The sequence below is a fragment of the Arthrobacter livingstonensis genome (genome assembly GCF_003219815.1).
In the GTDB taxonomy this organism is placed as follows: domain Bacteria; phylum Actinomycetota; class Actinomycetes; order Actinomycetales; family Micrococcaceae; genus Specibacter; species Specibacter livingstonensis.
In genome coordinates this window covers 157,682-181,007 of the sequence record NZ_QJVD01000007.1, presented here as the reverse complement: position 1 = coordinate 181,007, position 23,326 = coordinate 157,682, and the positions used below count along the sequence as shown (strand labels likewise).

Here is a 23,326-nt window from a genome sequence, read left to right as displayed (position 1 = left end):
GTGTGCCGGTGATGCCCGGGCCAGGGCTGGAGGGGTCCCTCGACCGGCTCCGACTGGCGTCCAGCCCTGAATGAGAAAGCGCTTTCTCAGCCATCTTAGGCGATGGTGACGAGGGTAACAAAAAGACACGCGCCGGAGCCGCTGGTTTCGGGAAGGCGCGGGCACAAGGGATGCGGGCACAAAGGAGGGGAGGACGCCGGTGGCCCGGTGCCCTCCCCTCCTTCCTTTACGGCGCGGCCGCTACTCCCCTCCTTTACGGCGTGGCCGCTACTTCGCGGCAGAGCTGATCAGGCCCTCGGCCTCCGCCTTGAATTCCTTCGCCGCGACGGCGGGGGACTTGCGGTTGAACAGCACGTCGTCCACGTAGCGCAGCGAGACGTTGCCGAGCGTGCCCGTGCCCACAGGGGGCACCGCCGGTGTGAACGACACCTCCGGCGCGATGGCCTTAAGGAAGTCGCCGGCCGACTTGTCCGCCGGCTTCAGCAGCGGCGCGATGGCTTCCTGGAGCTTGGGGTTTGACGGGTAGCCGCGGTCGGTCAGCTGAACCTTGGCCGCGTCGACGTCGTTCATGAGGAAGTTGATGAACTTGGCCGCTTCCTCCGGATGCTTGGTCCGTCCCGACGCCGACCAGAACATGGAAGGCTTGAAGTACATGGACGCCTTCGCCGCGGAACCGGTGACGCTGGGCACCCGCAGGATCTTGATATCGTCGCCCGTGGCCGCAGTCAGTGCGCCCACCTGGTTGGTCCACCACCAGGACATGGCCAGCTGGCCGGTGCCGAACAGCGTCTGTTCGACGGCGGCCGTGGCATCCTCGGAGTTGAGGGACGCCGACGGGCCCGCCTTGGCATCGCGCTGCTTGACAAGGCGTTCGTAAAAGGCGGCCAAGGTGCCTTCGGTGAAGCCGAGCTTGCCATCGCCGGTGTAGAGGGTTTCACCATTTTGGCCAAACCACACCGTCAACGCGGCCTCCGTGCCGCCGTAGGCGGAGCCAAAGGTCTTGGGGACCTTGGCCGCAACGGCTGCGGCGGTGCTGATGTAGTCGTCCCAGGTCCATGTGGTGTCGTCCGGAATGGCGACTCCGGCTTCCTTGAAGATCCGGGCGTTCGCCATGATGACATAGGCGTTCTGGCCCGTGCTGATGCCAAACTGCTTCCCGCCCACCTGGCCGGACTTCAAGGCATCAGGGGTGATCCCGCTGGTGTCGATGGCCTTTTGCCCGGACAGGTCCAGGAGCGCGCCGCGTCCGCCGTATTCGGCAATGTACTGCTGGTCCATCTGGATGACGTCCGGCATGTCGTTGCCCGCTGTCTGGGTGGCCAGCTTGTCCCAGTAGCTGCTCCACACACCGGGCTCCGCGCCAACCTTGATCTTGGGGTTGGCAGCCGTAAAGGCGGTGATCAGCTTCTGGGTACTGGCGTCGCGGACTTCATTGCCCCACCAGGTGAAGCGGAGCGTGACGGTGCCGTCGGCGCTGGTGCCCGAGTCCTTCTTGCCGCAGGCGCTCAGGAGGCCCAAGGCGGCCACACCCAATGCTGCGTGCCCCAGTTGGCGGCGGCTCATGTGAATCGACATCGATCCTGCTTCCTTGCATGTTGAGATTTAAGGGAACGGTTGGGAACTAGGAAAGCGCTTTCTCTGAAACGTTATTATTCTGCATGCGACGGCCGGAGTCAAGGGGTTGTTGTGATACTGCCCACTCGCTGCGGGGGATGCACCAGCCGTGGCCCGCCAGCCACCTGGCACACTCCAGTGACCATCCGCCGGCGCCGGGCTCGCCGGGGGCGAGGCCCAGGCCATGGCGTCCCTGGGGATAGACATGGAGTTCAAATGGCACGCTGTGGCGGGACAGTGCCTGCGCGTAGGCCAGCGAATTCTCCACCGGCACGGCGCCGTCGTCGGAGGTGTGCCACAAAAAAGTCGGGGGAGTGGCGCCGTCAACCGCCAGCTCGGCGGACAGGGCACTCCGTGCAGCCACAGGGGCGCCGGGCGCCAGCAGGGATTCGGCTGAGCCCGCATGGAAGCTGGCCACCATGGAGACGACCGGATACGCCAGCACCGACAGGTCCGGCCTGTCTGCGGCCGGGCCGGCCCCGGCGTCGATCCCTGCGGACAGTGTTGCGGCAAGGTGTCCGCCGGCTGAGAAGCCCAGCACGCCGATCCGTTCCGGGTCCGCTCCCAGGCCGGACGTGCCGCAGCGCAGCCAGGCCAACACAGTGCGGGCGTCCCGCAGTGGTGCCGGGTGGAGCGGACCCTGCGGCCTGTCCGGGGCCACCGTGTAGTGAAGCACGACGGCGTTGATCGCCAGTGCGTTCAGCCACCGTGCGACGTCGGCCCCCTCATGGTCCGCATGCCGAATGTAGCCTCCACCGGGCATCACGATGAAGACGGGCCTTCCGGCAAGTTCCGGCGGGCAGAATGACTCAAGCCACGGCCGTGCCACGGGCTCCGAACTGTCTGGTTCGGTCTTGTCCGGCTCCACGCTGAGGGGCTCGACGCTCCGGGGCAGGACCTGGTAATAACGGCTCATTTCAGTGCCCTTCCCAGGAAGGCAAAGGCCTCCTGCTGCATGTCGAACGTGAACTCGTGCCCCACGGGCCAAAAACTGCCCGTGTAGGCACCTGCATGCAGCCCGGCCAGCACACGGTCTGCATCCCGCATGCCAGTTTCGGGGAACAGTGGGTCGGAAATCCCGTACTGAACCAAAAATCCCACTGCGGCGGGAAGTGCGGTGAATCCCGGCCAGTCGCCGAGCCGTGCCAGCCCGGGCGTCTGAAGCAGCCAGGAATGGGCGTCCAAATAAGTGGGGAGCAGGGAATCAAAGGTGGTCATCATGGCCGTCACCACGTAGCTGCGGATGGCGGGGGAAAGGGCTGCCAGGAGCAGGGACCGTCCGCCGCCGCCGGAGAAGCCCAGGCACCCCAGCCGTTCCGGGTCGACGCCGGGCAGTGCGGCCAGCACAGACAGCGCGGCAAGGTCGTCGTGGGCCACCGTGCCCGCCAGGCTGGTGCCGGCCAGGCCGGCGGCCTTGGCCACGGTGTCCTCATGGAATGCGGCCGCGGCGTTGTAGTCCTCGGCTGCGGACGGCTGATGGCCTTCCTCCCGCCACCGGGCCCGGAACCCCGACAGGGCATCAGCCGTTCGCCAGGGCGGATGGTCCAGGTTAAAGCGCCGGCTGCCCCAAGCAAAGGTGTCGTGGGCCAGCACGGCAAATCCGTCCCGGGCCAGTTCCGTTGCCAGGGCACGGCCGCCGTAGAGGCTGTACCGGCTGGGGCCGGATTCCGGGGCCCGCGATTCATTGGCGCCGGGTCCCCGGCCCGCCTGTTCCGTGCCGGGTTCGCCGCGGCCGGGCGGGAAATCGATGAGCCGGCTGGCGCCCGTGTACTTATTGCCGGCATGGCAGTGGAGGGCCAGCACGCCCGGCAGGGGAGCTGTGGCGCCGGCGGGCTTCACCAGCCAAGCCCGCGTGGCGGGACCAAAGCCCAACTGCCAGCTGAGCTGGGAGGTGGTGACGCCGTCGTACGTTTCCTCCCAGTCGACGGTGGCGGTGATGTCCTGGGGAGGGGCGGACACGCCCAGGACAAGTGCGAGGGGGCGGGACGCTTCCGGCACCTGCGCGCCGGGATGGTCGCGGACGTAGCCGGGCCAGTCCTCGTAGCCGGGGATGGCGCTGGGCCGTGCTGCCGCGTCCATGGAGAGCCTTTCAACGATGTAATGTCGGCGCGAAAGCACCGGACATCCGGTTGAATCCGGATGTCCGGTGCTTTGATGAAGCCTACTTGTCGAGGTTGAGGTTGACTTCCTCAACGAACTTCTTGGCAGCCGCTTCCGGGGTGGCCTTCTCAAACAGGACGTCGGTCAGGTTGCGGTTGAGAACCTCCATGGTGGCGGAGGAACCGGCGGGGAATGGGGTGGGCGGGGTGAGCTTCATCGCCGCAATGCGGTCCAGGTAGGCAGCTTCCTTCTTTTGGTTCGCCTTGAGCAGGGGCATGACTGCCGCGCGGACGTCCAGGTTTGCGGGCATGCCGCGGTCGCTCTTGATGAGCTTGCCGGCGTCCTGGCTGTTGACCAGATAGCTGAGGAACTTGGCCGTGGCCTTGGGGCATTTTGTCTTTGCGGAGATGCCGTACTCCATCGAGGACCGCAGCCAGGCGCCGCCCTTGGCGGACTCGGAAGGGAGCTTCATCATGACCAGGTCACTTCCCGAATATGAGTTCATCTGGTTGCTCCAGGAGACCTTCATGGCCTGCTTGCCCTGGCCCATGAGGGTTTGCTCGGGCTGCGCAGCGCCGTCCTCGACCACCTGCGAGGCGGACGGCGAACCGCCCGACTTCTGCAGGTCAAGGTTCATTTTCATCCAGTCGGTCACCCGGGCCTCGCTGATGCCCAGCTTTTTGCCGTCGTCGCTGTACAGGGGTTCGCCGCCCTGGCGTGCCCAGACGGCCAGGAAGGAATCGTTGGCCATTGGCGTGGTGCCAAAGGTGCCCTTGGGGGAGTTCTTGGTGATCTTGGCCGCAATGTCCTGGTAGTCGTCCCACGTCCAGGTCTCGTCATCGGGAAGTTCGACGCCGGCTGCCTTGAAAACGTCGGGGTCCACCACCATGGACATGGAGTTTACGCCCGCGGTCACGGTGTACTGCTTGCCGTTGATTTGGCCGAGGTCCACCGTGCCGGGCGCAAACTTGGCGGTGTCGATCTCATCCTTGACCTTGTCCAGGTCCAGGAGCACGCCGCGGCTGGAATATTCGCTGGGGTAGGAACCGCTCATGGCCAGGATGTCGGGGGTGTCGCCGCCGGCCACCTGGGTGGCCATCTTGTCCCAGTAGGAGCTGAACTCGGTGTTCTCGCCCTTGATCTTGATGCCGGGGTTCTCCGACTCGAACGCCTTGATGACCTCCAGGGTGGTCTTGGCGCGGGAGTCATTGCCCCACCAGGAGAACCGCAGCGTGACCGGATTCTCCGCAGTGCCCTCCTGCTCGGGGGAGTTGGCCTTCCCGCAGCCCGTGAGCAGAAGCGACGCCGCCATCAGCGCCGTTGTTGCGGCCAGCCAGGGCTTCTTGAGTTGAAACACCATTGTTCAACCTCTCGTTTGTGTACCTTCCAAGTGCCCGGAGGCCGTGTGCCGCGGGTCACAGAAAACGCTTTCTCACAAAGTAGCAAAGGAACCGTGGAAGGTCAAGAAAGCGCTTACCCACCAACAGGAGCGCGGAATGGCGGTAGATTGCAGGGCGCGCGCAGCTCTCTGCGGCATCTGGAGTGGCCTATCCTTTTATACTTTCCCGCAGGCGGTCCGGGCGGGCAGGCCGTTAGATGGGAAAGCGGTTTCCTATTTTTTTTGCAAACGACTGTACAGATACCGAGAAAGCGTTTACTTTGGAGTATGCGCTTGACGCTGTGGCATGGATCTCACCGGACGGAAGTACTGGAAATTAGGGGCCAACCACACGTTTGAGCTCCCTTCCCCGTTCCACCAGTCGAGAATTACCCCCACCATGAAGAACAAGGAGGTTCGCATGACGGCACACCACCGCGGCGCGACTTACGCCGCCAGCCCCATGCAAGACGCCAGGACCGCATTGAGTGAGGCCCGCCCGTGAGTGCCCTGGGCGAACTTTCCAAGATGAAGCGCCGCACCGGGCCAAAGTCGGCCGCTGAAAAGCGCGACGACCGCCGGGACAACAAGGCGGCCTATGTATTCCTGCTGCCGTGGCTGATTGGGCTGTTGTTCATCACCGTCGGCCCCATGCTTGCATCGCTGTACCTGTCCTTTACCGACTACAACCTGTTGCAGGCTCCGAACTGGATTGGGCTGGAGAACTTCACGCGGATGCTCCGGGACACGCGGCTGCACAATTCGCTCGGTGTCACCTTCACCTATGTTTTGGTGGGCGTGCCCATCCAGCTGGCCGTGGCCCTGCTGATTGCGCTGGTCCTGGACCGCGGAATCCGCGGCCTGCCGTTCTACCGGTCGATCTTTTATTTGCCGTCGTTGTTGGGCGGTTCCGTGGCCATCGCCATCCTGTGGAAGCAGATGTTCGGCACCACCGGCCTGGTCAACCAACTGCTGGCCATGGTGGGCATCCACGGCCCGGGCTGGATCTCGGACCCGAAGACCGCGCTGGGGTCGATCATCCTGCTGCACGTGTGGACGTTCGGCGCGCCAATGATCATCTTCCTGGCCGGGCTGCGGCAAATCCCGGTGATGTACTACGAGGCCTCCGAGGTCGACGGCGCGTCCAGATGGCAGAAGTTCAGACACATCACCATCCCGCTGCTGAGTCCCATCATCTTCTTCAACCTGGTGCTGCAGATCATCGGCTCCTTCCAGTCCTTCACGCAGGCGTTCATCGTCTCCGGCGGCAGCGGCGGGCCGTCCGACTCCACGATGTTCTTCACGCTGTACCTGTACCAGAAGGGCTTCGGCCAATTCGACATGGGTTACGCATCGGCCATGGCGTGGGTGCTGCTCGTAATCATCGGCGCATTCACCGCCGTCAACTTCTTCGCCTCAAAGTTCTGGGTGTTCTATGACGACTAACCTGCAGACGCTGCCCGAATCCGACGACAACACGTCAACGCCGGGTACGCCAAGGAAGCAACACAAGAAACGTGAATCACGCGGCACACTCTCCTTCAGCCGCAAGGCCAGGGGCAAGGCGCTGACCAAACATGCCGTCCTGATCATCACCGGCGCGGTCATGATCTACCCGCTGCTGTGGATGCTGGTCTCGGCGATGCGCCCCAATGACCTCATCTTCAAGGATCCGGGACTATGGCTGAGCCACCTGGACATGAGCAACTACACCAGCGGCTGGTCGGCGCTGACCCACCCCTTTGGCCACTACATGCTCAACTCCGCGATCGTGGTCCTGGGCTCCATCGTGGGCAACCTGGTCTCCTGCTCAATGGCCGCCTACGCGTTCGCGCGGCTGAAGTTCACCGCCAGCAAGCTGTTCTTTGGCATCATGCTGCTGACCATCATGCTGCCGTTCCACGTGGTGATCGTGCCCCAGTACGTCATGTTTTCCCAGATCGGCTGGGTCAACACCTTCTGGCCGCTGATCGTGCCCAAGCTGCTGGCCACGGACGCGTTCTTCGTGTTCTTGATGGTGCAGTTCATCCGCGGCATCCCCAAGGACCTGGACGAGGCGGCACGCATAGACGGTGCCGGACACCCGCGAATCTTCCTGCGCGTGATCCTGCCGCTGATGGTTCCGGCCCTGGCCACCACCACCATCTTCACGTTCATCTGGACCTGGAACGACTTCTTCGGCGCGCTCATCTACCTGACGGACCCGGACATGTTCACCGTCCCCGTCGCCCTGCGGGCCTTCGTTGATTCGCAGGCCGGCACCAGCTGGGGCTCACTGTTCGCCATGTCGGTGGTGTCCCTGCTGCCGGTGTTCCTGGTGTTCCTGTTTGGCCAGCGCTACCTCATCAAGGGCATCGCGACCACCGGCATCAAGTAACACGACATCCAGGCGGCAGCTGCCTCCCGGCGTGGGGGAGCAGCTGCCGCCTGTGTGTTCCCTGGCGGGCACGACGGCGGTGCCCGCGTCCCTTGTGTGACGCGGGCACCGCCGCAGGGATTTGTCGCCGCGGCGGGCACCGGCTTACAGTAATGCCATGACAAACCGTTGGTATGCGTATTTTTCGTTGGCTCTGGAGGGGCCCGCGTCTCACTGACACGCATCCAATTTTCCTTCAGAGCCAACAGGACAGAGAATCTTTTCTCTGTCCTTCGCCATTTTCAGGCGGGCTTCGTCAAAGGGGGCCCGCTGCCAGCCCAAAAAAGGACCAGCACCCGTGACCACCACAGCAGCAGAAGCCGCCGGCACCACCACCTCAAATCTGCGCGTCAGCCAGTTCACTGCGCTCCCGTCACCGTCTGAACTCCAGGCGGAGCTGCCGCTGGACGCTGTGACGGGCAACGTCGTCGAACGCGGCCGCGACCAGGTCCGGGCCATCATGGACGGCCTGGATGACAGGCTCCTGGTGGTGGTGGGCCCCTGCTCCATCCACGACCCCAAGGCCGGGCTGGACTATGCCCGACGGCTGGCGGCGGCAGCCAGGGCGCACGAAGAGGACCTGTTGATCGTGATGCGGGCGTACTTTGAAAAACCGCGCACCACGGTGGGCTGGAAGGGCCTGATCAACGATCCGCGGCTGGACGGCAGCCACCAGGTGGCCACCGGCCTGCGGATGGCCCGGAAGTTCCTGCTCGAGGTGGCAAGGCTGGGCCTGCCCGCCGGCACGGAATTCCTTGAACCCATCAGCCCCCAGTACACGGCGGACCTGATCTCCTGGGGCGCCATCGGTGCCCGCACCACCGAAAGCCAGATACACCGCCAGCTCTCCTCAGGGCTGTCCATGCCCGTCGGCTTCAAAAACGGGACCGACGGCGACCTCCAGATTGCCTTGGACGCCTGCAATGCCGCCGGTGCCCCGCAGTCGTTCCTGGGCATCGACGGCGAAGGCCGCGCCTCCCTGGTCGCCACAGCCGGCAACCAGGACACCCATGTGATCCTGCGCGGCGGGCGCAAGGGCCCCAACTACGCGGCCGTTGATGTGGAAGAGGCGTCGGGCAAGGCTGCCGGCGCGGGCATCAACCCGCGCTTGATCGTGGACGCCAGCCACGCCAACTCCGGCAAGAGCCACCACCGCCAGGCCGAGGTCGCGTTGGAAATTGGCGCCCAGCTTGAAACTGACGGCCCGTCCGCCCGGGCCATCGCCGGCGTCATGCTGGAGAGCTTCCTGGTGGGAGGTGCCCAGAAGCTGGACGTTGCAGAGGTGGCCGGCGGCACCGCCGGGCTGACGTACGGCCAAAGTGTCACGGACGCCTGCATGGAATGGGACGTCACGGTGGACGCGCTGGCCAATCTGGCCCGCGCCTCGCGCGCCCGCCGTGCCCGGACGGCAGCCGCGCCGGCCATCGCCCTGCCGGCGCTCCAGGGCTGAGCAATAAAACAACATTCCAGTAACAGCTTTCACATTGGCACCGCCAGCATCTAGAGTAGGGCCTATAGTTCGGCGGGTGCCACCAGCCCGCAGCAACGCACCGACACTCGAATAGGGAAGCAAGGGGCCATGGCGCAGGAGCAAAACTTCTCCAATGTGAACTTCCTGACGGTCCAGGAAGTGGCGGAGCTGATGCGGGTCTCCAAAATGACCGTTTACCGCATGGTGCATGCCGGGGAGTTGCCCGCCGTCCGGTTCGGCAGGTCCTACCGCGTCCCCCAGAACGCCGTCGAGACCATCTTGAAGACGTCAGTAGTGGATGAACAGGGCGGCCATGGCGCCTCCGGTTCGGCGCAGACCGGTTAGGCACGGTACTCTAGGAAAGATCCATTTTCGGCTTTGACCGATTCCTGCGATCGGTCGACCTAATCGTTTGGGCCTCACACGAGGCCTTCTATGCAGTTTGTGAGGAACTTTCATGGGTTCAGTAGTTAAGAAGCGCCGCAAGCGGATGTCCAAAAAGAAGCACCGCAAGCAGCTTCGCAAAACGCGTCACCAGCGTCGCAACAAGAAGTAGAGCTTCGCACTTCATGCAATCACCCGTTCACCGTGTTGGTGTGCGGGTGCTTTGTTTTTAAGCCCCCGCGCGGTGGATGCCCCCTGCACGACGCCGGACGCGCATCCTCCGCGCCGACGTCACTTTCGCCGCATGGAGGCGATGCCCTTCCACAGGCCGTACACCACGCCGGCCCCGGTGGCGGCCTGCAGCCCCAGTGTGGCTGCGCGGCGGCCGGAGCGGTAGTCGTAGACGGGCCAGTTGTGTTCGCGGGCATGCCGGCGCAACTTGGCATCCGGGTTGATGGCCACCGGATTGCCGACGGCGGTCAGGAGCGGGATGTCGTTATAGGAGTCGCTGTACGCCCAGCACCGGGCCAGGTCCAGGCCCTGCTTTTCCGCCAGCTCACGGACGGCGCGGCCCTTGGCAGCCCCATGCAGGATCTCTCCCACCAGGCGGCCGGTGTACAGGCCGTCCTCGACCTCGGCCACCGTGCCCAGGGCCCCGGTCAGGTGCAGCCGCTGGGCAATGACGCCGGCCACTTCAACGGGCGTGGCCGTCACCAGCCACACCTGCCTGCCGGACTTGAGATGCTCCTTGGTCAACGCGCGCGTGCCGGGCCAGATTTTGGAGACGATCATCTCGTCATACACTTCTTCACCCAGTTGGCGGATAAAGTCGGCGCTGATGCCGGCGGCCAATTTTTGGGCCGAGTCCTGCACGGAATGGACGTCGTTCATGTTTTCCCCGCGCAGGATGAACTTGGCCTGCTTCCAGGCAAAGCCGGCGGCATCCCGCAGGGTGAAGGCCTTTTTTTGGTACATCTTCCTGGCCACATGGAACAGGCTGGCACCCTTCATCAGCGTGTTGTCCACGTCGAAGAATGCGGCCTCGCCCTGGCGCTTCACAGTTGTCGAGGCGGCCTCGGCACTGTCGGTATTCACGTCGGGCATGGAACGAGTCTAGTCAATCCGCCGGGGCCATGCCCGTTGCGCCGGCGCAGGCGCGGTTAACAGTGGCAAAACTCTCCGGCGGGCGCGCGCCGGACACCTCCCGCCCCGGAACGGGAAGCACAGGCGCACAATGTGCGTAGGGTTAACCCATGGATCCAGTCTCCGGCCCAACGCCGACGCTTGAATTGATCACCAAGAACGAATGCCACCTGTGCACCGACGCGCGGGCCGTCGTGGCCAGGGTGGCAGCGGACCTCGGCCTGGCGTGGAGCGAAACCGGCATCGACGGCGATGCCGGCCTCACTGCCCGCTATGGCGAGGAAATACCGGTGGTCCTGGTGGATGGCGTACCGCGTGACTTCTGGCACATCGACCCCGTCCGGCTGCGGACAGTGCTGGAGCGCTCCATGGGTGTCTAGGCATCTGGTGGCCGCAGCCAACGCCGGACCCCGCAGGCGGTCGGGTGCCCGGGGCGTTGGACGGGCCGGCGGCCCTGGCCGGCGCGGCGCCACAAGCGGACACGGCTTTGGCGAAGCCCGGGGCACGTCCTAAAGTGGGTAATGGCCGGCTGTGGACGGGGGTGACCTTTGTTGCCCGTCCGGAGCGGCCCTCGCAAAAAGAATTTGGAGCGTCACCTTGTCCACAGCGCAGACACCGGAAGAGCCGACTGCAGAAGCGGCCCGGCAGCTGCCGCCTGCCACGGTGTCGCGCCTGACGCTGTACTTGCGCACCCTCAACGCCCTGCTCGCGGAGGGCACGGAGCGCGTCTCCTCCGAAGCCCTGGCCGAGTCGGCCGGCGTCGGCTCCGCCAATGTCCGCAAGGACTTGTCGTATTTGGGCTCCTACGGCACGCGGGGCGTCGGCTACGAGGTGGCGCACCTGAGCCGCAAGATCGCCCAGGCACTGGGCCTGACCCACGAGTGGCGTGTAGCGATCGTCGGAGCCGGAAACCTGGGCCGGGCCCTGGCCCGGTATGCAGGGTTTGAGTCGCGGGGCTTTGACGTTGTGGCGTTGTTTGACGCGGACCAGATGCTGATGGGCACGGAAATCGGCTGGCTCCGTGTCAGTGATGTGGCGGACCTGGAGAGCGTGCTGGCGAAGACCCGGGCCAACATGGTGGTGCTGGCGCTCCCCGCCGGCGTGGCCCAGTCAGTGTGCGACCGCGTGGTGGGGGCCGGCATCCACAGCATCCTTAGTTTTGCGCCCGTGGCACTGACGGTGCCCGCGTACGTGAACCTGCGCAAGGTGGACATGGCCACCGAACTGCAGATCCTCGCCTACCACGCCCAGCGGCTGCAGGACCCGCGCCTGGAGGAGGACCGTCCGGGCGCCTAAATGGTGCCTCATTCGCTGAAACGTCGGCTGCGGCCCGCCCAGTTCAGCTGCGACCCGATCAGTGGAAAACGTCAGTATCCGTGCGGGCCGTTGCCCTGGACGTGCTTGGCGAAATACTCCCTGGCGGGGGAGCGGAACAAGATGATCATGGCCACCACGCCCAACCCCACCTGCACGATGGTGAAGACGTTGGGCTGAGTCAGGGCCAGCAGTGACACGATGGCCAGCACCAGCCCCGTGGTCCGTGCCCAGTTGGCGCCCTTGCGGATTTTTGTGGCCAGCCAAAAGTACACGGCCGCGGCAACCAGGCTGAGGATGGTGGCGGCGACCAGGAGCCCGGTGATCATGGCCGAGTCCGCCAGCAGGGTGTCATAGGCCGGATCGCTGGGCAGCGCCGCCTTCATGGCGTCGATCAGGGTGGTGCGCACGGACGGCAGGAACAACACAAACAGCAGCAGCACGCCGGATAGGCCCTGCAGCGCTCCGGCCGCCATGACCAGGCGGCTGGCGAGTCTCACCTGGCGGGGCGCGGCCAGGTGCTGTCCCGGCGGGACGGGGCCGGAACCGCGGTGCGGGAGGGTGCCGTCCTTGTTCTGGGAGCCGGCGCCCTGGAAGCCGGGATAGGCGGAGGCGGGCGGCAGGCCCGAGGAGGGACCGCCGTCGTGCCCAGGGTTGCCAGGGGTGTTGGGATCCGAGGACGACGGCGGCACCCAGCCTTCCGGGGCGTACTGGCCGTAGCGCGGCACGCCGGGGGAGATCTCCCCGTAGTGGCCGGATCGGGGACCGGGGGTGGGCCGCTCTTGAGGTGTTTCGTCAGGAGTGGTCATGGGGTGGTCCCTTTCATTGGCGGCGGCCGCCGTGGCCGTTGCCGCCGGCGGCAGGCAAAGAGGCCGCGCCGGTTTTGTATTTAACCCTACGCGACCTCTTGGCGGGGAACTGCCGTGGCGCCAATTTAGGCGGCGCCGCGTGACTTGGCGTTGAGCCACGCGGAAGATTCCGGCAGCCACATCAGAACCGTCGCGACGATGCCCAGCAGGCCCGACGGGGCACCGACGAAGGCCATGACGATGCTCAGCACCGCGATCACGGACAAGGCGAGCCGCGCCCACTGCCGGCCTTCCTTCAACTTCATGGCGCAGACCACCAGCACGACGATCAGCGCCAGGGAAATGATCGATGCGACCACGCCTCTTGGGCTGACGAAGAGCAGGGAAAAAAGAAAACTGAAGAAGGTGCCGATTAACCACAGCACGGCGGTAACCAGCCAAATGATGTAGGAGACCTTCAGGAGCTGGGGCAGCCCGCCAAGCTTGAACAGCCCGGAGAAGCCGCCCGCCGGGATGACGTCATTCATGTTCCTGGGCCAGTCGGACGGCATTTCAAAGCCGCTGCCGCCGGACGGTGCGGCCTGCCGCTGGTTGCCGGGCTGTTGGTAGCCGGGGGGAGGCTGCTGTTGGTAGCCGGGCTGTTGGTAGCCGGGAGGGGGCTGCTGCTGGTAGCCGGGCTGTTGGTAGCCGGGAGGGGGCTGCTGTTGGTAGCCGGGCGGCGGAGCCTGATGTCCGGGCTGCTCGGGGCCGGGGTGCTCATTGGGGGTGCTCATAGCAGCCACATTAGTCCGGGGCAGTGCCCTTGCATAGGCAGGCAGACGGGCAGGCGGACCGGCAGCGGGCGTGGGCAGTTCCGGGAATGCGGGCGTGCGTTCCACAGTGGGCGAACAACAAAATGCCGGGCCGCCTCAGGGCGGACCGGCATTTTGAACTTGAACCAGGTGCCTATGCAGCCTTGACGAACGCAACGTCGAGGGTGATGGTGACCTTGTCGGAGACCAGCACGCCGCCGGCTTCCAGGGCAGCGTTCCAGGTCAGGCCGAATTCCTTGCGGCTGATGACGGTCTTGGCTTCGAAGCCTGCGCGGGTTGCCCCGAACGGGTCCACGGCCACGCCGTTGAACTCGCCCTTGAAGGTGACGGTCTTGGAGATGCCGCGGATGGTCAGCTCGCCGGTCAGTTCAAAGTCGCCCTCGTTGCCGGAGACGCTCGTGGTGGAGAACGTCAGGGTCGGGTGGGTCTCAACCTCGAAGAAGTCGGCTCCGCGGACGTGGCCATCGCGGTTGGCGTCGCCGGAGTCGAAGCTGGCGGCCTGGATGGTGGCGGTGACGGCCGAGTCCGACAGCGTCTCGCCGAGGGTCAGCGTGGCGTCCACATCGGTGAACTTGCCGCGCACCTTGGAGATGCCGGCATGGCGGACGGAGAAGCCGACCTCGCTGTGGGCGGCGTCAAAGTTCCAGGTGCCCTGGCTCAGGCCTACGGTTTCAACGGTGGTTGCAGTCATGTGTTGCTCCTAAGGAAATAAGGGGAGTGTAGCTTTCAGGGCCCCCGGTACTGGGTCCTTCACCGGGTATAAGCATGCGTTTGCATCTAGTATTCCCAGCAGGGGAAATTTTTCCAAAAGTTTTTGCCGGATGGGTGCCACTGTGCCGCCGGAGTCTGGGAATTCCCTGATTAACCCCAATCCGCGTAACTTTGAGAAACTTGGACACATGCCCCGAGTCACTGTTCACCTTTTGCGCCATGGCGAGGTTTTTAACCCCGATGGCGTTCTGTACGGCCGGCTTCCCGAATTTCACCTCTCCGACCGCGGCCGCGCGATGGCCGACATGGTCGCCGGACACTTTAAGGCGCTGGCCGACGGCGGCGCCGCCCCCGTTCATCTGGTGGCCTCACCACTGATCCGTGCCCAGGAAACGGCGCAGCCTACGGCTTCCGCCCTGGGCCTGGAGATCGTCACGGATCCGCGCATCATCGAGGCGGAAAACCACTTTGAGGGCATGAAGGTCAGCAAGGCCGAGCTGTTTAAGCCCACGCACTGGCGCTACTTCATCAACCCCCTGCGCCCGTCCTGGGGTGAGCCCTACGTGACCCAGGCGGAACGCATGCTCCAGGCGGCACGGGATGCCCGGCGTCGTGCCTGGGAATTGGGCGGGGAAGGAGCGCAGGCCATCATGGTCAGCCACCAGCTCCCCATCTGGTCGGCGCGGCGCAGCGCCGAGGGCAGGCGGTTGTGGCACGATCCCCGCAACCGCGAATGCACGCTGGCCTCCCTGACCTCGCTGACCTTTGACGGTGATGACGTGGTGGGTGTGAACTACAGTGAGCCCGCTGCAGCACTTTTGCCCGGCGCGGCCACCACCCCAGGCGCATGAACGCGTCCGCGGACTAGGCGAAACCGGCCATTTCGACGTACTGTAGAAATTCGGATGTAAGAAACCACCCGTGCCACGGCACCGGACCCGAGCAAGATGAAAGACAACTAGAGTGACTTCCTCGATGAGCCGCCGTTCATTGTTCGCCGCCACCGGCGCCGTTCTGGCCGTTGGCCTCGCTGCGTGCACGGCCAACGACCCCCTCGCCAAACAGGCTGCGGCAGGGGACAACAAGGGATTCGTGGCCGGAGATGGCTCCGTCACCGAATTCGCCCTGGACAAACGCTCAGATCCCGTGGAATTTTCCGGCAAGCTCTTCGACGGCAGCACCATCAGCGCAGCCAAGCTGCGCGGCAAGGTCACTATCTTGAACTTCTGGTACGCAGGGTGCTCCCCGTGCCGGAAGGAGGCCCCTGACCTGCAGGCCCTGAACGCTGAATTCGAGCCCCAGGGCGTGAAGTTCCTCGGCGTGAACATCCGGGACGAGGCCGCCACCGCCGAGGCCTTTGAGCGGGGCTACAAGCTGACCTATCCGTCCATCATGGACAAGGACGGCGGCGTGCTGCTGGCTCTGTCCCAGCTGAACCTGGTCAAGCCGTCCGCCGTCCCCACCACCCTGGTGCTGGACAAGCAGGGTCGGGTCTCTGCCCGGCTCCTGGGCGAAGCAGACAAGAGCACGCTTAAGGCACTGATCACCTCCGTGCTGGCCGAGAAGTAGGGCCGGTGGCCAACAACCCATTTGCCGAAATAATCAGCAGTGGCTCCATGCTGCTTGCCATCCCGGTTGCCTTGCTGGCCGGGATTGTGTCATTCCTTTCCCCGTGCGTGCTGCCCCTTGTGCCCGGCTACCTGGGTTACGTGAGCGGATTGACCGGCGCTGACCTGGAAAAGCAGCGGCGCGGGCGAATGTTGCTCGGCATTGGCTTGTTCGTTCTCGGGTTTTCCGCGGTTTTTGTCCTGTTTGGGGCCGTGTTCGGCCAGCTGGGCGCCTGGCTGCTGACGCCCGACGCCGGCTGGGTGACGCAGGTCCTGGGCGTGGTGGTCATTCTGCTTGGCGTGGTGTTCCTTGGCGGACTGAACTGGTTCCAGCGCGACGTGAAGATCCACGCCAAGCCCCCGGCGGGACTGTGGGGTGCCCCCGTACTCGGCATTACCTTCGGACTCGGGTGGGCACCGTGCATCGGCCCCACGCTCAGCGCAGTCCTGGCCTTGACCTATTTTGACGGGGCCACAGCTGCCAAGGGTGCGTTTTTGACATTTGTGTACTGCCTCGGGCTCGGCGTGCCATTCCTGCTGATCGCGCTTGGCGTCCGGCGCGGGCTGGGCGCCCTGGCGTTCTTCCGGACCCACCGCCGCGGACTGCAGTGGTTTGGCGGTGGCATGCTGGTTGTCCTGGGGCTGTTGATGGCCACGGGGCTGTGGGGCACGTGGATCAACCAGCTGCAATCCTGGGTTGCCTATGGAGCGGAACTGCCAATCTGATGAGGGAAAAATCGGTGCAAGAAGTGCAAACAAAAAACCCGTCCAAGGATGACGTCGAGCTGCCCCGGCTGGGCTTCGTTGGCATGCTCCGGTGGGCCTGGCGGCAGCTGACCAGCATGCGGACCGCGTTGTTCCTGCTGTTGCTGCTCGCCGTGGCGGCCGTGCCCGGTTCCTTGTTCCCGCAGCGCCCTTCCAACCCCTCCAATGTCACGCAGTACCTGACGGACCACCCTACATCCGGACCCATCCTGGACTGGTTCAGGCTTTTTGATGTGTACTCCTCGCCCTGGTTTGCGGCCATCTACCTACTGCTCTTCACCTCGCTGGTGGGGTGTGTGCTGCCCCGCGCCAAGATTCACTTCAAGGCCATGCGCTCGGCACCGCCGCGCACGCCCAAGCGCCTGTCCCGGCTGGCCGAATACGGCACCGTGGAGATCCCGGCCGGCAGCGGCGTCGATGCCGATCAGGCCATCAAGGATGCAGCTGCTGTCCTGAAGTCCCGCCGCTACCGGGTGGACGTGCGCGACCTCGGCACCGGGCGCCCGTCGGTGGGCGCCGAAATCGGCTTCCTGAAGGAAGTCGGCAACCTGGTCTTCCATGTTTCCGTTTTGGGAGTCCTTGCCGCCGTCGCCTACAGCGGGCTGGCCGGGTACAGCGGCCAGCGTGTGGTGGTGGAGGGCGAAACGTTCGTCAACACACTGGTGGGCTATGACACCTTCACCCCGGGGGCCTACTTCAACAGCGACCGCCTGAGCCCGTACTCGGTGGAGCTGGACAAGCTGGCGGTCAAATACGACAGGGAATCGCCGGGCCACTACGGGCAGCCGATCGATTTCACGGCGAGCCTGACCACCAAGGACGGCCCCGATGCCGCGGCGAAGCAGCAGGTCCTGAAGGTCAACGACCCCGTTGCCATGGGCGGCACCAACATCTACCTGGTCGGCAACGGCTACGCCCCGGTGGTGACCGTCAAGGACGGCACCGGGAAGGTCGCCTTCCAGGGTCCGGTCGTCACCATCCCCACCGACGGCGCCTACACCTCTCTGATGGTCATCAAGGTCCCGGACGCCAAGCCCAGGCAGCTGGGATTTGTCGGCTTCTTCCTGCCCACGGCCCTGATGGACACCAGTACCGGGGTGGCCTACGGCTCCGACCCGGATCCGTTCAATCCGCAGCTGAACCTCAATGCCTACACCGGCGACCTCGGGCTGGACAACGGAATTCCCCGCAACGTCTACACCCTGGACACCTCGAAACTCAAGCAGATCAACGGCCGCGACATGAAGTCCGGCGGGATTGTGCTTGCACCGGGCAAGAGCTACACCCTGCCGGACGGCAACGGTAGCATCAGCTTTGACGGCATCAAGCGCTTCGCTGCCCTGGACATCCGCCACGACCCGGGCCAGGTGTACGTGCTGGTGTTCGCCGTCCTGGCCCTTGGCGGACTCATGGCCTCCCTGTTCCTGAACCGCCGCCGCGTGTGGATCCGCACCGGAAACCATCCTGACGGGCGCACCATGGTCGAATTCGGGCTGCTGGCCCGCGGTGAGGACCACCGGCTGGCCGGGGAATCCGCGGCAATCAACAAGGCACTTCACGCGAAATGGGTGGTGCCAGCGGACTCTCCGGTGGAAGATGGTAACCGGACACCCCCTAACCAAACCGACACCGGAACCGGCGTCACCGTGTCAAGTAAGGATCAGTAATGCCAGGAATCAATGAAGGCCTTGCCCTGCTCAGTGAGCAATTCATGCTGATGGCCGGACTGGCCTACGCCGTGGCGTTTTGCGCCTTCACATGGGACTTGGTGACCTACAGCAAGACCGTGCGCAGGGGCCTGGCCGTCGAAACCGCCGGCGTCACGGCTACGGCAGGAGTCGCATCAGCCGACGCCGACCAGTTGGTGCGCGTTGGGGCTGCAGGCTTCATGGGCCAAGACTTGGGAGCTGGTCCCCAGGGTCGCGGTGTGCGCCCCAGCAGCAAGACCCACGACGGCTCGGACGGCATCACCGCCGGCGACTCCATGCGCTATGGCAAGGCAAAGCGCCGCGCCGCCAGGATTGCCGTGGCAATCACTGTTGTGGCCGCCGTCGTGCACGGCCTGGCGGTGCTTTTCCGCGGACTCGCCGCAGGGCGTGTGCCGTGGGGCAATATGTACGAATTCTGCACCACGGGCGGCTTCACCGTGGCGTTGATCTTCCTGTTGGTGCTGACCCGGCGCGACCTGCGCTTCCTGGGCACGTTCGTCATTGGCCTGGTGTTGGTGATGATCACGGCCGCGTCGGTCGCGTTCTGGACCCCAGCGGGCCACCTGGTGCCGGCCTTGCAGAGCTACTGGCTGGTCATCCACGTCTCCATCGCCGTCATGTCCTCCTCGCTGTTCACGCTGACGTTTGCCATGTCTGTGCTGCAGCTTTTGCAATCGCGCCGCGAGTCCTCCATCGCCTCCGGGAAGCCGGACAAGGCGCTCGTGATGCGCCTGGTGCCGAACGCGCTGAGCCTGGAAAACATGTCCTACCGCATCAACGGGATCGCGTTCGTGGGCTGGACCCTGACGCTGATGTTTGGTTCCATCTGGGCGGAAAAGGCTTGGGGCCGCTTCTGGGGCTGGGACACCAAGGAAGTGTGGACCTTTGTGATCTGGGTGGTCTATGCCGGCTACCTGCACGCCCGTGCCACCCGCGGTTGGACGGGAACCCGCGCCGCCTGGCTGTCCATCGTGGGCTATCTGTGCGTGGTCTTCAACTTCACGATCGTGAACGTGTACTTCTCCGGCCTGCACTCCTACGCCGGCGTGGGCAGCTAGCCGCCTCCGGCGCCGAAAGTACAGTTCTGGCGGGCTGAGCACCTGCCAGGATCGGCGATAGTACAGTTCTGGCGGGCTCCGTGCTTCGGAGGCAACCAGAACTGTACTGTGAGCACGTTTGCACCGGGCGGAGGCAACCAGAACTGTACTGTGAGCACGTTTGCTACTTGCCGGTCGGCCAGTAGAGCCGTACTTAGGCTCAAAGTGCGTCTTTCCGGGTGCCAAGAAGCCCTCGCAGTGATCGTCCAGCAAGGTTTTCCGGGTCTGGCCACCCTCCCTGCACCAGCATGCGGGCGATCTTGGTGATAGCCACCCGTCCACCCGCGAGCATGTCTTCCTTGTTGATTAGCACCTGGTTCCACCCCAGTGACTTCGTCATGAAATCCCGATCGTGGTCCTTGCCCTGTTGCTCTGGGGTGAAATGGTGGTCGCCGTCGTACTCAACGCAGGTCCTGTACTGCTGGCAGACGAGGTCCGGGGAGACGAGCGGGTTCCCGGCAGCATCAAGGAGCTCACCGTTTGTAACAAACGTGGGCAGCGGGGACCGTGCAATGATCAGTCGCAGCCTCGTCTCCGGCGGGGAGTCGGCGCCCACACGGACCAGGTTCATGGCCTCTCGCAATCGGCAGAGCCCACGCGCGCCCGGATGGCCGGCAATGTAGGCGTTGAGGGCGTCCAGTTCCACCATGGCGACTCTTGGCGGACCGTAGTTCCGCGTGTGTTGGCACACAAGCTGATCGCCAATGACCACCAGTTCATCAGGCCCCAGCAGGTGTGCAAGGTCGAGGAATGTGCGCTGAACGGTGGTGACCGGCACTCCGCCCACCACCGCCACATCGTTGCTTGCCAGATCCAGGCGGTGGCCCGTGACCCGACGCCGGCGGGGCATGCCAGTTCCCGTGGGTCGGGCCAAGTGCAGGGTCTGATCGTCCAAGCATCGTTGCGGAAGATACAAACCGTGAATTTTTGCGGCGGTCACGTGGCTGACGACGGCGGGTCCGGTGGTATCGGTATAGGGACGGCACGAATCCAGCAGGTCAAACGCCGCGCTCTTGTGCACGCGGATGCCCCGGCTCGGGATCCACAGGTCAGAGGCACGGGTCCTTGAACGGGAAATGCCGGACTGGCGTGCCTGTTCCACCGTGAAAGGTCGCACGGCGAGGTGCAGTGGCAGTGGCGCTGGTTTACTCATAGCTCCATTAGGGCGGACCCCTTGGGGCTAAATGTTGGTTTTAGCGCCAGTCCGTGGAATCTGTGGATAACAATCGGCCCCGTCGGACTAGGGCGGCCAAGGATTCTGCGCGGCATAGAAGCTGTGGATAACTAATCCGGTGCCCATGGCCGAATCCGCCAAGTGAATGTTCAGGAGCCCTCTGGGGTCTCCGAAAGTACAGTTTTGGCGGGCTGGGCAGTCGCCCGGGCTTCCGAAAGTACAGTTTTGGCGGGCTGGGCAGTCGCCCGGGCTTCCGAAAGTACAGTTTTGGCGGGCTGGGACCGGCCGAGGTCGCCATACGCGTACGTTCGGCCGCGGGGAAGCCGCCTTAGTGCTTGGTTTCGTCGTTCGGATGCTCTTCGCGCAGCTTGGCTTCCCGGGCCTTCAGCTCGTCCTTGAGCTTGCGCAGGCGTTCCGATTCCGCCTTCTGGGCGCGGGTCACTTCAAGGTTGCGGAGGAAGGCGGGGTCGTCGTCGGGCGCCACAAACTGCTTGGCACGGCCTGAATAGGAAGGGCCGCGCGGGGCCGGGACGGAACCGCCGTTGGGGCCGGGGGTGGAGGCGGCGTACTGGGGGCGGCCCAGAAAGAACCAAAGCAGCACCCCCAGGAGCGGCAGCAGCACAATCACCAAAATCCAGGCAGGCTTGGGGATGCTCCGGACATCGGCGGGTTCGCTGCGAATGCAGTCGATGAGCCCGTAGATGAAGAGAACAACACCGAAGATCACTGGGATATAGCGCATGCTTCATTCTACCTTTGACGGGCAAATCGGGCTCCGGGGCGGCGTTCAGGATCACGGGCTAAACTTGGCCCGTGGCTTTCTTCAAATACTCCCTGATCCGCGGCGTGCTTTTTGTGGCATTCTTCCTGCTGGCATATCTGGCCCTGCACTTCAGTCCCCTCACGGCAGCGTTGATTGCTGCCCTGTGCGCGTTCGTGGTCAGCTTCTTCCTCCTCCGCAAGCAGCGCGACGGCGCCACTGCCGTCATTGCCGACCGTTTCGCCCCGAATGCCAATACCACCCAGTCGGCCGGGGCCGTGGCCGACGCTGACGCCGAGGACGCCCTCATCGACGCGAATCCAGACGTCTGGGTCGATGCGGACCGTGCCACCAAGAAGCCCCACCCGCAGCCGGAAGGCTGACCGACAGGGCCACCCGGGCGTGCCAAGTACCAAGAAGACGGACCAAGTACCAAGAACCTGGAAAGGACCGTCAGATGCGGTGGATGGACAACGAACGGCTGGCACTTGTGGAGACATTCCGGAATGCCGACCCGGATTCCCCGACCCTCTGCGAGGGCTGGAATGTCCGCCGGCTGCTGGCCCATTTGGTGATGCGCGAGCACGCGCCGTTGAATCAGCTGCTGGATTTGGCGGCAAAACCGGAACCCGGGCGTGAGTTACGGCTCGGCGCACTTACGGCAACGGCCGAGTCTCCGGAGGGCTACGAGGCCCTGGTGGCGAGGTTCGCTGCCGGAACAGGCGCCGCAAATCCCATGACCTGGCTGGGCGATTCGGTCCAACTCGTGGAGTACGTGATTCATCATGAGGACGTCCGCCGGGGCGGGAACAGCATTGAGCCGCGTGTGCTGCCGGACGGCCTGCTTGAGGCCCTGTGGAAAAAGCTGCCGATGATGGCGAAGATGAGCTACCGCCGCAGCCCCGTCGGGGTCACCCTTGCCACCCCGGGCGGCGCCCCGAAACTTGTCCATAAGGGCCCCGGAGGGGTGCTGTTGTCCGGAGACCCCGTGGAAGTGGCGCTGTATATTTCAGGGCGCCAGGTAGCGTCACGTGTGGAAGCAACCGGCACTGCGGAAAACGTGGAGGCCTTCCACCATTGGGCCGCGGGCCGCTAGGCCTGCATTTCAGGGAAGCCCGCGGTGGCCGCCAGTCCCCCGCAGGGGGTGCCCGCGCAGCCGGACTTTACAGCGCCGTCAGCACCATGGCGGCCGCGAACAGCACGCTGAACCCCAAGTTGAGCAGGCCCGTCTGCTTCAGCAGCGGAATCAGGCTCTTGCGCTTCTTGCCCTTGAGCATCAGCCAGCTGGGCATCAGCATGAACGGAATCAGCAGCAGCACCAGCAGCACCCACGGCTTGGCCGGTGCCAGGAACATCATGATGGCCAGCGACAGCCCCAGCATCACCACGTAGCTGCGCCGCGCATTCCGGTCCCCGAGCCGCACGGCAAGGGTCCGCTTGCCCACCTTCCTGTCCGTGGGGATGTCGCGGACATTGTTTGCCATCAGAAGTGCGACGGCGATCAGTCCGGTTGCGACGGAGCCCAGCAGTGCCGCCGGGCTCACCGCCCCGGCCTGGGTGAAGGTGGTGCCCAGGGTGGCCACCGGACCAAAGAAGAAGAACACAAGGACGTCGCCCAGGCCCATGTAGCCGTAGGGGTTCTTGCCGCCGGTGTAGCCCCAGGCTGCCAGGACGGCACCGGCCCCCACCAGCAACAGCCACCAGGTTTGGGACAGGATGACCAGGCCAAGCCCGGCCACCATGGCCAGGCCGAGGGCGGTGAACGCGGCCATTTTGACCTGCCGGGGGGCAGCCGCGCCGGAGCCCACCAGGCGCAGCGGGCCAACCCGGACCTCGTCGGTGCCGCGGATGCCGTCCGAGTAGTCATTGGCGTAGTTGACGCCGATCTGCAGCAGCAGCGCCACGAAGGCAGCCAGTGCGGCCCGGCCCCAGTGCAGGGCGCCGAGGTCATATGCGGCGGCGGTGCCGATGATGACGGGGGCAACTGCCATCGGCAGCGTCCGCAGGCGCGCGCCTTCAATCCATTGACCAACAGTGGCCACAGCACTACTCCTTATCCGCA

At 64.7% G+C, this 23,326-nt stretch carries 25 protein-coding genes; 14 read left to right on the top strand and 11 right to left on the bottom strand.

Going from position 1 to position 23,326, the window contains the following annotated elements:
- Nucleotides 1-267: 267 nt before the first annotated feature.
- From CVV68_RS08850 to CVV68_RS08835, 4 genes are all read right to left on the bottom strand, one after another.
- Nucleotides 268-1,575, bottom strand: coding sequence for an ABC transporter substrate-binding protein (locus CVV68_RS08850; protein ID WP_110500629.1), 1,308 nt, complete (start codon nucleotides 1,573-1,575; stop codon nucleotides 268-270).
- 46 nt (nucleotides 1,576-1,621) lie between these two features.
- On the bottom strand, nucleotides 1,622-2,530 hold the full coding sequence (locus CVV68_RS08845) for an alpha/beta hydrolase (protein WP_110500628.1): 909 nt from the start codon (nucleotides 2,528-2,530) through the stop codon (nucleotides 1,622-1,624).
- The gene (locus tag CVV68_RS08840) at nucleotides 2,527-3,693 is read right to left on the bottom strand and encodes an acetylxylan esterase (protein ID WP_110500627.1); all 1,167 of its coding nucleotides are present in this window, start codon (nucleotides 3,691-3,693) and stop codon (nucleotides 2,527-2,529) included. Before CVV68_RS08840 ends, CVV68_RS08845 begins: the two co-directional genes overlap by 4 nt.
- Nucleotides 3,694-3,775: 82 nt before the next feature.
- Nucleotides 3,776-5,074: an ABC transporter substrate-binding protein gene (locus CVV68_RS08835; RefSeq protein WP_110500626.1), complete on the bottom strand. Its 1,299-nt coding sequence runs from the start codon at nucleotides 5,072-5,074 to the stop codon at nucleotides 3,776-3,778.
- Between the two features lie 519 nt (nucleotides 5,075-5,593).
- On the opposite strand from CVV68_RS08835, the gene CVV68_RS08825 reads away from it, so the two are divergent.
- From CVV68_RS08825 to CVV68_RS08805, 5 genes are all read left to right on the top strand, one after another.
- Nucleotides 5,594-6,538, top strand: a complete 945-nt coding sequence (locus tag CVV68_RS08825; protein ID WP_110500624.1) for a carbohydrate ABC transporter permease — start codon at nucleotides 5,594-5,596, stop codon at nucleotides 6,536-6,538.
- Nucleotides 6,528-7,469 carry a carbohydrate ABC transporter permease gene (locus tag CVV68_RS08820; RefSeq protein ID WP_110500623.1) on the top strand — a complete coding sequence of 314 codons (942 nt, stop codon included), beginning with the start codon at nucleotides 6,528-6,530 and terminating at the stop codon, nucleotides 7,467-7,469. Before CVV68_RS08825 ends, CVV68_RS08820 begins: the two co-directional genes overlap by 11 nt.
- A gap of 337 nt (nucleotides 7,470-7,806) precedes the next feature.
- Nucleotides 7,807-8,958, top strand: a complete 1,152-nt coding sequence (locus CVV68_RS08815) for a 3-deoxy-7-phosphoheptulonate synthase (RefSeq protein ID WP_110500622.1) — start codon at nucleotides 7,807-7,809, stop codon at nucleotides 8,956-8,958.
- A gap of 129 nt (nucleotides 8,959-9,087) precedes the next feature.
- Nucleotides 9,088-9,324, top strand: a complete 237-nt coding sequence (locus CVV68_RS08810; protein WP_110500621.1) for a helix-turn-helix domain-containing protein — start codon at nucleotides 9,088-9,090, stop codon at nucleotides 9,322-9,324.
- A 112-nt stretch (nucleotides 9,325-9,436) separates the two neighbouring features.
- Nucleotides 9,437-9,535, top strand: coding sequence for a 30S ribosomal protein bS22 (locus CVV68_RS08805; RefSeq protein ID WP_074712200.1), 99 nt, complete (start codon nucleotides 9,437-9,439; stop codon nucleotides 9,533-9,535).
- 119 nt (nucleotides 9,536-9,654) lie between these two features.
- Here the strand turns inward: CVV68_RS08805 and CVV68_RS08800 are convergent, their stop codons facing one another.
- On the bottom strand, nucleotides 9,655-10,467 hold the full coding sequence (locus CVV68_RS08800) for an HAD family hydrolase (protein WP_110500620.1): 813 nt from the start codon (nucleotides 10,465-10,467) through the stop codon (nucleotides 9,655-9,657).
- Nucleotides 10,468-10,616: 149 nt separating this feature from the next.
- Between CVV68_RS08800 and CVV68_RS08795 the strand changes: the two genes are divergently transcribed.
- Both CVV68_RS08795 and CVV68_RS08790 read left to right on the top strand, forming a co-directional pair.
- The gene (locus CVV68_RS08795) at nucleotides 10,617-10,886 is read left to right on the top strand and encodes a glutaredoxin family protein (protein ID WP_110500619.1); all 270 of its coding nucleotides are present in this window, start codon (nucleotides 10,617-10,619) and stop codon (nucleotides 10,884-10,886) included.
- 217 nt (nucleotides 10,887-11,103) lie between these two features.
- Nucleotides 11,104-11,802, top strand: a complete 699-nt coding sequence (locus CVV68_RS08790) for a redox-sensing transcriptional repressor Rex (protein ID WP_245933427.1) — start codon at nucleotides 11,104-11,106, stop codon at nucleotides 11,800-11,802.
- 71 nt (nucleotides 11,803-11,873) lie between these two features.
- Here CVV68_RS08790 and CVV68_RS08785 read toward each other — a convergent pair whose 3' ends face one another.
- The 3 genes from CVV68_RS08785 to CVV68_RS08775 all read right to left on the bottom strand — a co-directional run bounded on the left by CVV68_RS08785 (nucleotide 11,874) and on the right by CVV68_RS08775 (nucleotide 14,132).
- On the bottom strand, nucleotides 11,874-12,629 hold the full coding sequence (locus CVV68_RS08785; RefSeq protein WP_110500618.1) for a hypothetical protein: 756 nt from the start codon (nucleotides 12,627-12,629) through the stop codon (nucleotides 11,874-11,876).
- 125 nt (nucleotides 12,630-12,754) lie between these two features.
- Nucleotides 12,755-13,402: a hypothetical protein gene (locus CVV68_RS08780; protein WP_110500617.1), complete on the bottom strand. Its 648-nt coding sequence runs from the start codon at nucleotides 13,400-13,402 to the stop codon at nucleotides 12,755-12,757.
- A gap of 172 nt (nucleotides 13,403-13,574) precedes the next feature.
- The gene (locus tag CVV68_RS08775) at nucleotides 13,575-14,132 is read right to left on the bottom strand and encodes a YceI family protein (protein WP_110500616.1); all 558 of its coding nucleotides are present in this window, start codon (nucleotides 14,130-14,132) and stop codon (nucleotides 13,575-13,577) included.
- Nucleotides 14,133-14,340: 208 nt separating this feature from the next.
- Here CVV68_RS08775 and CVV68_RS08770 point away from each other — a divergent pair, with 208 nt between their 5' ends.
- The 5 genes from CVV68_RS08770 to ccsB all read left to right on the top strand — a co-directional run bounded on the left by CVV68_RS08770 (nucleotide 14,341) and on the right by ccsB (nucleotide 19,291).
- Entirely contained in the window at nucleotides 14,341-15,003 is a 663-nt protein-coding gene (locus tag CVV68_RS08770) for a histidine phosphatase family protein (protein WP_110500615.1), read from the top strand.
- A gap of 124 nt (nucleotides 15,004-15,127) precedes the next feature.
- Complete coding sequence (locus CVV68_RS08765) at nucleotides 15,128-15,721, top strand: TlpA family protein disulfide reductase (RefSeq protein WP_211320767.1); 594 nt, start codon at nucleotides 15,128-15,130, stop codon at nucleotides 15,719-15,721.
- A 47-nt stretch (nucleotides 15,722-15,768) separates the two neighbouring features.
- Entirely contained in the window at nucleotides 15,769-16,485 is a 717-nt protein-coding gene (locus CVV68_RS08760) for a cytochrome c biogenesis CcdA family protein (protein WP_110500658.1), read from the top strand.
- Nucleotides 16,485-18,191: a cytochrome c biogenesis protein ResB gene (resB, locus tag CVV68_RS08755; RefSeq protein WP_110500613.1), complete on the top strand. Its 1,707-nt coding sequence runs from the start codon at nucleotides 16,485-16,487 to the stop codon at nucleotides 18,189-18,191. Before CVV68_RS08760 ends, resB begins: the two co-directional genes overlap by 1 nt.
- On the top strand, nucleotides 18,191-19,291 hold the full coding sequence (ccsB, locus tag CVV68_RS08750; protein WP_110500612.1) for a c-type cytochrome biogenesis protein CcsB: 1,101 nt from the start codon (nucleotides 18,191-18,193) through the stop codon (nucleotides 19,289-19,291). Before resB ends, ccsB begins: the two co-directional genes overlap by 1 nt.
- A 199-nt stretch (nucleotides 19,292-19,490) precedes the next feature.
- Here ccsB and CVV68_RS24185 read toward each other — a convergent pair whose 3' ends face one another.
- Complete coding sequence (locus CVV68_RS24185; RefSeq protein ID WP_245933426.1) at nucleotides 19,491-20,483, bottom strand: putative endonuclease domain-containing protein; 993 nt, start codon at nucleotides 20,481-20,483, stop codon at nucleotides 19,491-19,493.
- Nucleotides 20,484-20,832: 349 nt separating this feature from the next.
- Nucleotides 20,833-21,246, bottom strand: a complete 414-nt coding sequence (locus CVV68_RS08740; protein ID WP_110500611.1) for a PLDc N-terminal domain-containing protein — start codon at nucleotides 21,244-21,246, stop codon at nucleotides 20,833-20,835.
- A gap of 71 nt (nucleotides 21,247-21,317) precedes the next feature.
- Between CVV68_RS08740 and CVV68_RS08735 the strand changes: the two genes are divergently transcribed.
- Nucleotides 21,318-21,647 (top strand): DUF4229 domain-containing protein, encoded by a 330-nt coding sequence (locus CVV68_RS08735; protein ID WP_110500610.1) that lies wholly within the window; start codon nucleotides 21,318-21,320, stop codon nucleotides 21,645-21,647.
- Between the two features lie 74 nt (nucleotides 21,648-21,721).
- Complete coding sequence (locus CVV68_RS08730; RefSeq protein WP_110500609.1) at nucleotides 21,722-22,360, top strand: TIGR03085 family metal-binding protein; 639 nt, start codon at nucleotides 21,722-21,724, stop codon at nucleotides 22,358-22,360.
- A 67-nt stretch (nucleotides 22,361-22,427) separates the two neighbouring features.
- On the opposite strand, the gene CVV68_RS08725 is transcribed toward CVV68_RS08730, so the two are convergent.
- Nucleotides 22,428-23,306 carry a 1,4-dihydroxy-2-naphthoate polyprenyltransferase gene (locus CVV68_RS08725; RefSeq protein WP_110500608.1) on the bottom strand — a complete coding sequence of 293 codons (879 nt, stop codon included), beginning with the start codon at nucleotides 23,304-23,306 and terminating at the stop codon, nucleotides 22,428-22,430.
- Between the last annotated feature and the right edge of the window lie 20 nt (nucleotides 23,307-23,326).

Coding starts and splice junctions, on each gene's coding strand:
- CVV68_RS08740 (WP_110500611.1), bottom strand. CDS start 21,246: ATGCGCTATATCCCAGTGATCTTCGGTGTTGTTCTCTTCATCTACGGG.
- CVV68_RS08835 (WP_110500626.1), bottom strand. CDS start 5,074: ATGGTGTTTCAACTCAAGAAGCCCTGGCTGGCCGCAACAACGGCGCTG.
- resB (WP_110500613.1), top strand. CDS start 16,485: ATGAGGGAAAAATCGGTGCAAGAAGTGCAAACAAAAAACCCGTCCAAG.
- CVV68_RS08820 (WP_110500623.1), top strand. CDS start 6,528: ATGACGACTAACCTGCAGACGCTGCCCGAATCCGACGACAACACGTCA.
- CVV68_RS08850 (WP_110500629.1), bottom strand. CDS start 1,575: ATGTCGATTCACATGAGCCGCCGCCAACTGGGGCACGCAGCATTGGGT.
- CVV68_RS08770 (WP_110500615.1), top strand. CDS start 14,341: ATGCCCCGAGTCACTGTTCACCTTTTGCGCCATGGCGAGGTTTTTAAC.
- CVV68_RS08800 (WP_110500620.1), bottom strand. CDS start 10,467: ATGCCCGACGTGAATACCGACAGTGCCGAGGCCGCCTCGACAACTGTG.
- CVV68_RS08760 (WP_110500658.1), top strand. CDS start 15,769: ATGCTGCTTGCCATCCCGGTTGCCTTGCTGGCCGGGATTGTGTCATTC.
- CVV68_RS08810 (WP_110500621.1), top strand. CDS start 9,088: ATGGCGCAGGAGCAAAACTTCTCCAATGTGAACTTCCTGACGGTCCAG.
- ccsB (WP_110500612.1), top strand. CDS start 18,191: ATGCCAGGAATCAATGAAGGCCTTGCCCTGCTCAGTGAGCAATTCATG.
- CVV68_RS08780 (WP_110500617.1), bottom strand. CDS start 13,402: ATGAGCACCCCCAATGAGCACCCCGGCCCCGAGCAGCCCGGACATCAG.
- CVV68_RS08840 (WP_110500627.1), bottom strand. CDS start 3,693: ATGGACGCGGCAGCACGGCCCAGCGCCATCCCCGGCTACGAGGACTGG.
- CVV68_RS08845 (WP_110500628.1), bottom strand. CDS start 2,530: ATGAGCCGTTATTACCAGGTCCTGCCCCGGAGCGTCGAGCCCCTCAGC.
- CVV68_RS08775 (WP_110500616.1), bottom strand. CDS start 14,132: ATGACTGCAACCACCGTTGAAACCGTAGGCCTGAGCCAGGGCACCTGG.
- CVV68_RS24185 (WP_245933426.1), bottom strand. CDS start 20,483: ATGAGTAAACCAGCGCCACTGCCACTGCACCTCGCCGTGCGACCTTTC.
- CVV68_RS08730 (WP_110500609.1), top strand. CDS start 21,722: ATGCGGTGGATGGACAACGAACGGCTGGCACTTGTGGAGACATTCCGG.
- CVV68_RS08765 (WP_211320767.1), top strand. CDS start 15,128: ATGAGCCGCCGTTCATTGTTCGCCGCCACCGGCGCCGTTCTGGCCGTT.
- CVV68_RS08785 (WP_110500618.1), bottom strand. CDS start 12,629: ATGACCACTCCTGACGAAACACCTCAAGAGCGGCCCACCCCCGGTCCC.
- CVV68_RS08805 (WP_074712200.1), top strand. CDS start 9,437: ATGGGTTCAGTAGTTAAGAAGCGCCGCAAGCGGATGTCCAAAAAGAAG.
- CVV68_RS08795 (WP_110500619.1), top strand. CDS start 10,617: ATGGATCCAGTCTCCGGCCCAACGCCGACGCTTGAATTGATCACCAAG.